General features: G+C 62.7%; 10 protein-coding genes and 1 pseudogene. 7 read left to right on the top strand and 4 right to left on the bottom strand.

From position 1 onward, the window contains the following. The coding region (locus AruPA_RS21070; protein WP_265638700.1) for a transposase at positions 1-583 on the top strand (583 nt) is incomplete at its 5' end. Positions 584-781: 198 nt separating this feature from the next. Here the strand turns inward: AruPA_RS21070 and AruPA_RS21075 are convergent. Together AruPA_RS21075 and AruPA_RS21080 are read right to left on the bottom strand one after the other, a co-directional pair. Then, positions 782-1,057: a hypothetical protein gene (locus AruPA_RS21075; RefSeq protein ID WP_265638701.1), complete on the bottom strand. Its 276-nt coding sequence runs from the start codon at positions 1,055-1,057 to the stop codon at positions 782-784. A 216-nt stretch (positions 1,058-1,273) separates the two neighbouring features. Beyond that, entirely contained in the window at positions 1,274-1,990 is a 717-nt protein-coding gene (locus AruPA_RS21080) for a serine hydrolase (protein ID WP_265638702.1), read from the bottom strand. Between the two features lie 81 nt (positions 1,991-2,071). Between AruPA_RS21080 and AruPA_RS21085 the strand changes: the two genes are divergently transcribed. From AruPA_RS21085 to AruPA_RS21110, 6 genes are all read left to right on the top strand, one after another. After that, a complete protein-coding gene (locus AruPA_RS21085) occupies positions 2,072-2,515 on the top strand; it encodes a cupin domain-containing protein (protein WP_265638703.1) in 444 nt (147 codons plus the stop codon). Beyond that, entirely contained in the window at positions 2,515-3,768 is a 1,254-nt protein-coding gene (locus AruPA_RS21090; protein WP_265638704.1) for an FAD-dependent monooxygenase, read from the top strand. The genes AruPA_RS21085 and AruPA_RS21090 overlap by 1 nt, the downstream gene beginning before the upstream one ends. Next, positions 3,765-4,586, top strand: coding sequence for an alpha/beta hydrolase (locus AruPA_RS21095; RefSeq protein WP_265638705.1), 822 nt, complete (start codon positions 3,765-3,767; stop codon positions 4,584-4,586). Before AruPA_RS21090 ends, AruPA_RS21095 begins: the two co-directional genes overlap by 4 nt. Before the next feature lie 173 nt (positions 4,587-4,759). Further along, the gene (locus tag AruPA_RS21100; RefSeq protein WP_265638706.1) at positions 4,760-5,185 is read left to right on the top strand and encodes a VOC family protein; all 426 of its coding nucleotides are present in this window, start codon (positions 4,760-4,762) and stop codon (positions 5,183-5,185) included. Between the two features lie 325 nt (positions 5,186-5,510). Further along, positions 5,511-5,732, top strand: coding sequence for a hypothetical protein (locus AruPA_RS21105; protein WP_265638707.1), 222 nt, complete (start codon positions 5,511-5,513; stop codon positions 5,730-5,732). 71 nt (positions 5,733-5,803) lie between these two features. Then, positions 5,804-5,986, top strand: coding sequence for a hypothetical protein (locus tag AruPA_RS21110; RefSeq protein WP_265638708.1), 183 nt, complete (start codon positions 5,804-5,806; stop codon positions 5,984-5,986). Between the two features lie 197 nt (positions 5,987-6,183). Here AruPA_RS21110 and AruPA_RS21115 read toward each other — a convergent pair whose 3' ends face one another. Both AruPA_RS21115 and AruPA_RS21120 read right to left on the bottom strand, forming a co-directional pair. Continuing rightward, positions 6,184-6,591: a YbaK/EbsC family protein gene (locus AruPA_RS21115; RefSeq protein ID WP_265638709.1), complete on the bottom strand. Its 408-nt coding sequence runs from the start codon at positions 6,589-6,591 to the stop codon at positions 6,184-6,186. A 19-nt stretch (positions 6,592-6,610) separates the two neighbouring features. Beyond that, positions 6,611-6,732: pseudogene (locus AruPA_RS21120) on the bottom strand (IS5/IS1182 family transposase); the annotation flags it as partial.

Genomic DNA, 6,732 nt, shown 5'->3' on the forward strand with positions numbered 1-6,732 from the left:
GGCGGATCTGCTGACCTATATCGAGCAGATCGGTGAGGATATCGTGCGGTTCAAAACGAGGCTGGAGCAGACGCGCGATGAGCGGGTGCGTAAGCTTGTTCAAGACCAGATCAGGGCGTTTCAGAAGCAGAAGATCGCCGAGTTGAAGCGTCTGCGCGATCAGGTGCGGGCGCATGACGACCTGGCTGAGCGCTATCGGCTGGTGATGAGCATCCCTGCGATCGGGATCGTTGCGGCGTTGAGCCTGGTGGTGCGGCTGCCGGAGCTGGGGCAGGTCAGCCGCGAGGAGGCCGCTTCACTCGCGGGTGTGGCCCCTTTCGTGCACCAGAGCGGGACGCACAAGGGGGAGACGCATATCGGCGGTGGGCGGGCACGGCTCAGGCGCGCGCTGTATATGCCGGCGTTTGTCGGAGCACTCCATTGGAACCCTGCGTTGATGGCGCTGTACCGAAGGCTGATCGCGCGCGGCAAGAGCCACAAATGTGCAATCGTCGCGTGTATGCGCAAGCTGCTGATCTTCGCCAACACAGTCGTGGCGCGCGGCACGCCGTGGGAGACTAACGGACCGATCACGATTGCCTAACGCAGACTGTTCCTTGGTTCGACCGAGGACGGCCTGTTCCTTCGTCCCGACCTGCCCCGCTCTCGCCGTCGCGCGCAGGGCTTCTCAAGCATGGGCGCAGCCCACCGCGTAGCGGCGCGAAGCGTGCTTGACGAGACCGAGCACGGCGGCAGACTTGGGGGAGGAGAGGACAAATCAAAGGCGGGGGCAGGCGATGAATTAATGGTTGCTACGCGGCTGCACTGTGGTGTTACCATCGGTGGCGGCGCCGTCGGCGCCGAGGTCGAGCAAGTCCGGGTTGTGGCCGTAGACAAGACGGATTTTGCCGCTGTCGTGCTGCTCGATTCGGGCAGCGAGGCCGGTTTCGGGCACGAAGTAGCGGCTGGTCCATGCGGGGTCGCCGACGCCGCCCTGGGGTGCGGGCACCACTTGGTCGAGCACCGCCGCCAGCAGCGCCTTGGCCGCGGCATGCGCATCGGACAGGTGGTTGAACATGACGACGACCGAAATCCGCTCGCCCGGTAGGTTGAGCCGATGGCTGCGCCAGCCGCGCAGCGCGCCGCCGTGGCCGGTTGCGGCGCGGCCGAAATAGGTCGCCCGTCCCAGGCCGTAACCGTAAGTCGCGGCGGCACCATCGGCGAAGGTTACCGGTGCGCTGAGACGCGCGTAGACCGATTCGTCGTCATCGCGAGTGCGGTCGATTTGACGTTCCTAGGCGATCATGTCGTCGAGACTTGCGACGAGCCCGGCGTCACCGGTCCAGAAGATGCGGTTTTCCGCGGCGCGGAAGCCGGTAACGCGATTACCCTCGTAGCCGTCAGTGCCGTCCGGCATCGCGCGCGTATCGGCGGCGAGCAGTGCCGTGGCCATGCCGGCGGGGTTGAACAGATGGGTGCGCAGTAACTCGGCGAAGCTGCGGCCGCTGCGTGCCTGCGCGATATCGGACAGGATGCGAAAATTCTGATTGGCGTAGGAATAATGCCGGCCCGGAGCGAACTGCAGCGTCTTTGTGCTGGCGATCATCCGGCTGGCCTCGGCATTGCCGAACGGCGCTTCCGCCGGCGCGCCGTGCAGCATTGCCACCGCCCAGTAATCGCGTAGGCCGGATTGATTGTGGCCGAGGTGGCGCGCGCTCGGCACCGGCCCTTCCAGATGGGGGATCAGGTGCCGGATGTCTGGATCCAACGCCGAAAGATCCGGGAAGAGGCTTAACAGCGTGGCGCAGGTGAATTGCTTGGTGATCGAGCACATGCGAAACAGTGTTTGCTGCGTGAAGCCGATCCGCCGCTCGGCATTGGCGAAGCCCCAGGCGTGGCGGATGAGCACCTCACCCGCGCGCAAGATGGCGACGGCGCCACCAGGGCCGGGAAAGGCGATGGGCAGGGATTTCACGCAGGCGTCGAGCCGGGCGGCGATTGTGTTGGGCATGGTCCGAGTGTTGCGCACGCTGGCCAGCCACGCAATTCCCGTTAGGATCGCACGGAACTAGCAGCCAGAGGGAGAGCGCGCATGACCGAAACACCACCAGGCATCATCAAGGCGGATGAAGGGCTGGATGGCGTGGTCTGGAACATTCTAGGCCAGACCTACACCCTCAAGCAGGACAGCGCGCAGTCCATGGCCTGGCACGCGGTCTTTCCGCCCGGCACGTTCGTGCCGCCGCATATCCACCCGACGCAGGATGAGTTCATCTACATGCTCGATGGACGGTTCGATCTTTGGCTCGACGGTCAGGACAAGGTGGCGGCGGCGGGTGATCTGGTCCGCCTGCCGATGAACCGACCGCATGGCATTTTCAACCGCTCGGATGGCGTCGTGCGCTGCCTGTTCTGGGTCACGCCACGGCAATCGCTGCGCACCCTGTTTGAGCAGATCCACAATCTGACCGACCCGGCGGCGGTGGTGCGGATCGCCGCGGCGCACGAGGTGCAGTTTCTGCCGCCGCCGGCGTGATGGCACCGGTCATCATCGCCGGCGGCGGCATCGGCGGCCTGGTGCTGGCGCTCATGCTGCACCGGCGCGGCATTGCGTGCCAGGTGTTGGAGGCGGCGCCCTCGGTGCGGCCGCTAGGGGTCGGCATAAACATCCTGCCCCATGCGGTCCGCGAGCTTGCGGACCTGGACCTGCTGGATGCGCTCGACACCATTTCCATCCGTACCCGCACGCTCACCTACATGACCCAGCGCGGCCAGACGATCTGGCAGGAACCCCGCGGCTGCTACGCGGGCCATGCGGTGCCGCAGATCTCGGCACATCGCGGCCGGTTGCAGTCCCTGCTCTGGCAGACCGCGCAGGCGCGCCTGGGCGCCGGAGCGGTGCGCGCGGATGCCAGGGTGATCGGTGCGGCGCAGGACGCTGCCAGTGTCACCGTCGCGGTGCGGACGGCAGGCGGCGAAACCGGCGCTGTGACCGGCGATACGCTGATCGGTGCCGATGGCATCCATTCGACGCTGCGCGCCGCCCTGTTGGGTGATGATCGGCTAGTACGCTGGAACGGCATTCAGATGTGGCGCGGTGCGGTGGACTGGCCGGCCTTTGGCAGTGGCGATGAAATGATCATTGCGGGCGACGCCACCGCCAAGCTGGTGTTCTACCCGATCGCGCCGGGCAGCGAGCCGGATCGGCGGCTGACCAACTGGGTGGTGTATGCGCGGATCGCCGATGCCGGCACGCCGCCGCCCGGCCGCGAAAGCTGGTCGGCGCGCGGGGCCTTCGCGGAGTTCGCGCCGTTGATCGAGGGGTTTGCCCTGCCGATGGTCGACATTCCGGCCCTGGCCGGGGTGACGGCGGATATTTTCCGCTACCCGATGTGCGATCGCGACCCGCTGCCGGTCTGGACACAGGGGCGCATCACCCTGCTCGGCGATGCCGCCCATTCGATGTACCCGGTCGGCTCGAACGGGGCCTCGCAGGCGATCCTCGATGCGCGATGCCTCGCCGATTGCCTGGCCGCGCAGGATGGTCCGACCGCGCTCGCACAATACGAAGCCGAGCGCCGGCCGGCGACCACCGCGATCGTGCACTCGAACCGCATCGGCGGCCCGGAGCGGGTGATCGACCTGATCGCCGCCCGCGCCCCCGCCGGGTTCGGCCGGCTGGACACCATCGCCACCCAGGAGGAGCTCGCGGCCATCGTGCGCGGCTATGCGAACCTTGCGGGGTTTGCGGCACCGCCGGCTGCGATCACCATTGATGCACCGCGATGACCACCGAGAACGATCCGGTGTTCCAGTACCTGACCGGCCAGCTGCACGAGACCCACGCCGAGCTGCTCGCAGGCTTCGAGCGGGAGAGCGCGGCAGCGGTGCGCACCGGGCAGCCGACGCTCGACATCCCGTATGGCCCGCACCCGCGCGCACGGTTCGACCATTTCGCTGCTGAGGCCAGCGGTGCCACCCTCGTCTATCTGCACGCCGGCTACTGGCAGGCCCGCGACAAGGCGCAATTCCGGTTTCTGGCACCCGCCTGGGTCGCGGCGGGGGTCAGCGTGGTGCTAGCGAATTATCCGCTCTGCCCGGATGCGACCCTGGCCGCCCTGACCGAAGCGGTGCGCGGCCTGATCCCCGCGCTCGGCAACACCGCCGGCCGCATCGTCGTGATGGGCCATTCAGCCGGCGCGCATCTGGCGGTTGAACTCGCGCTCACCGACTGGCCCACCCGCGGCATCGCCCGCCCGCCGATCGCCGGCATCGTCGGGCTCAGCGGTATCTACGATCTGGCGCCGCTGCGCGCGACGCCGCTGAACGACAAGCTGCGGCTCGATGCTGCCGAGGCTCACGCGGCTTCACCGCTGTATCGGCTGCGACCCGGTCTGCCGCAGGCGCTGTTCGCGACCGGCGCACGCGAAACCGCGGCGTTTCACGATCAGACCGCGGCGTTGGTACGCGCGTGGACCGGCGCGGGCAATCACGCCACGGTCATGACCGTTCCGGACGCCGACCATTTCAGCTTGCTGTGCCAAGTCTGCGACCCCACCGCCGCCTTGTTCGATGAAATCCGGGCTCTGATCGATGCTCACGCGTGAAATCCTGTTGGCCGGCCGCATAGTCAGCCCAGATAGCCGCACGGTGGGGAAGACGCGCCGGGCGATGTCGATCAGGTGCCGATGATGGGTATCGGAATCCTTTAACCTTAACGATTGATCAATCTTGTCCCTGGCGACTATGTTCATGGAAATGATTATGGGTAAGCACGCCGATGGACATCCAGTATATCGATCACTTCACGATCCGAAGTCGACCGCAAGACGTTGACACGCTGAGGGATTTTTATGGCGATGTGTTGGGTCTGCGTGCCGGACCTCGACCTGATTTCAGGTTTCCTGGCTACTGGATGTATCTCGGTGACCGGCCGGTGGTCCATATAGCTGGTTCGCTCCCAGTCGACGGACCTATGGCACCGAAAGGGCGCCCAGGATCGACCGGTCAATTCGATCACGTTTCATTCCGTACCAGTGACCTCGATGCGGTACGAACGAAACTCGATTCACTTGGGATTTCGTATGAGGGTATCCCGGTTCCCGGGTTCGACCTGTATCAGTTATTTTTCTACGACCCAGTTGGCCTGAAGGTCGAGCTTACTTTCGATGTTCAAAGGGACGGCGATCTGCAAAAAAGTGACTGAGTCGAGATAACGGATATTATCGCGCGTAGTGGAATTATTCGGGGGGCTATCGGGGAGGGGAGGGAAAGCGCCTCGATCACGGCTTTGCATAGATGATTCCGTCGAGGCAGTTGTCCGACAGGCTTCCGGTTCGAAGAGCTGCAGCTCCAGCTAGCCGGCATAGTGCTGCCAGATTCAGTTAACCGCTTTAAGGTGGCGGTGCTATTCATGCCGCAGCGGTATTAGTATTAGAGAAAACTACCAGCTTAATACATTTCATGGTTGGACTTATCTCTCCTCACAGAGCAGGGGTCCCCCTGCATCATTTGATCGAGGAGAGACTCCCATGCGTAAGTTCACCGTTCTGGCGTCAGTTCTGACCATCGCCGGTGCATTCGCACCTATGGCGGCGAACGCTTCGGTCGGCACGTCGATCTACCAGCCCGGCCCGATCATCGTTCACGCGCCCTCGAACGCCGCGACCGTCAAACACGCCAAACTGGCCGATGGCCGTACAGTTCACACCAACCAACTGAACGCGATCCAGCGCAACCGCGCAACCGCCTGATCAACCACTGCCTTCGGCCGGCGCAAGCCGGCCGAAGGCACGCCTCTCCACCCGAATTAAGGATTTGTGCCATGACCAAAATGACCGCTATCGCTGTTTTCGCTGCTACTTTCGGCCTCGCCATGCCGCTGATCGCGCAAGCCGCGCCGTCACCGACCCAGCATGAGCAACTGGTTCAGAAGATCAACAACGCGTACGGCACGCAATTTCGCACGAGTGCTCCCTCCGTTACCGCACCTAGCCCCAGCCGCTAAGTGTAGGCGCTCGCAATCATCCAGGCTCTTGGTCGCAAACAGAGGCGAGTCCCGCTTGGATCATCTGACCGGAATCGACCGTATTCGGGCATCAGGCTTTGGCCTGCTCAAAAACTAGGGTTTGAGCCTTAAAAATCAGCGATTTTATTGAGCATGATTTTTGGGTAGGCCGGGACTATGATTCTAGACAATAATTGCTATTTTATAGAAATTACAGTATGTTTTGGAAGTACTTCAGTAAGTAGACCAGTGATTTTAAAGACTGCATTTTGTGTGCCGGCGGCCGCCCAGGTTTCATGAAATGCTAATAGGTCTTCATCGACAAAAATTCTCATTGGTGTCTTGTGGCCTAGTGGTGGAACACCACCAATAGAAAAACCAGTCGTGTCCTTGACAAAATCAGCGTCAGCTTTTGCTATTTTATGACCTAGTAAGTGGGAGATTACTTTCTCATTCACCCGATTTGGGCCGCTAGCTAAGACCAGCACAGGCTCTGATGTTGGCACGGCTCTAAATACGAGCGACTTTATAATCTGAGATTTTTCACAGCCCAGAGCCTGAGCCGCATCATCAGCCGTCCGTGTTGAATCAGGCAACTCAACCACCTTCAGAGTCCATCCGGGATCATTTTGTTTCCTTACAGAGTTTTCGTACCATCAGCCGGATGGATGCCCAGCGTAGAAATGCAAGTCCGTTTCGGTTGAGGCATTCCCAATCCTTGGCCAACCGGCGACAACGGTTGAGCC

It is taken from the genome of Acidiphilium sp. PA (assembly GCF_026191915.1).
Taxonomy (GTDB): domain Bacteria; phylum Pseudomonadota; class Alphaproteobacteria; order Acetobacterales; family Acetobacteraceae; genus Acidiphilium.

Excerpts from the sequence above, each read along its gene's own strand:
- AruPA_RS21075 (WP_265638701.1), bottom strand. The coding sequence starts at position 1,057 with ATGTTCAACCACCTGTCCGATGCGCATGCCGCGGCCAAGGCGCTGCTG.
- AruPA_RS21080 (WP_265638702.1), bottom strand. The coding sequence starts at position 1,990 with ATGCCCAACACAATCGCCGCCCGGCTCGACGCCTGCGTGAAATCCCTG.
- AruPA_RS21085 (WP_265638703.1), top strand. The coding sequence starts at position 2,072 with ATGACCGAAACACCACCAGGCATCATCAAGGCGGATGAAGGGCTGGAT.
- AruPA_RS21090 (WP_265638704.1), top strand. The coding sequence starts at position 2,515 with ATGGCACCGGTCATCATCGCCGGCGGCGGCATCGGCGGCCTGGTGCTG.
- AruPA_RS21095 (WP_265638705.1), top strand. The coding sequence starts at position 3,765 with ATGACCACCGAGAACGATCCGGTGTTCCAGTACCTGACCGGCCAGCTG.
- AruPA_RS21100 (WP_265638706.1), top strand. The coding sequence starts at position 4,760 with ATGGACATCCAGTATATCGATCACTTCACGATCCGAAGTCGACCGCAA.
- AruPA_RS21105 (WP_265638707.1), top strand. The coding sequence starts at position 5,511 with ATGCGTAAGTTCACCGTTCTGGCGTCAGTTCTGACCATCGCCGGTGCA.
- AruPA_RS21110 (WP_265638708.1), top strand. The coding sequence starts at position 5,804 with ATGACCAAAATGACCGCTATCGCTGTTTTCGCTGCTACTTTCGGCCTC.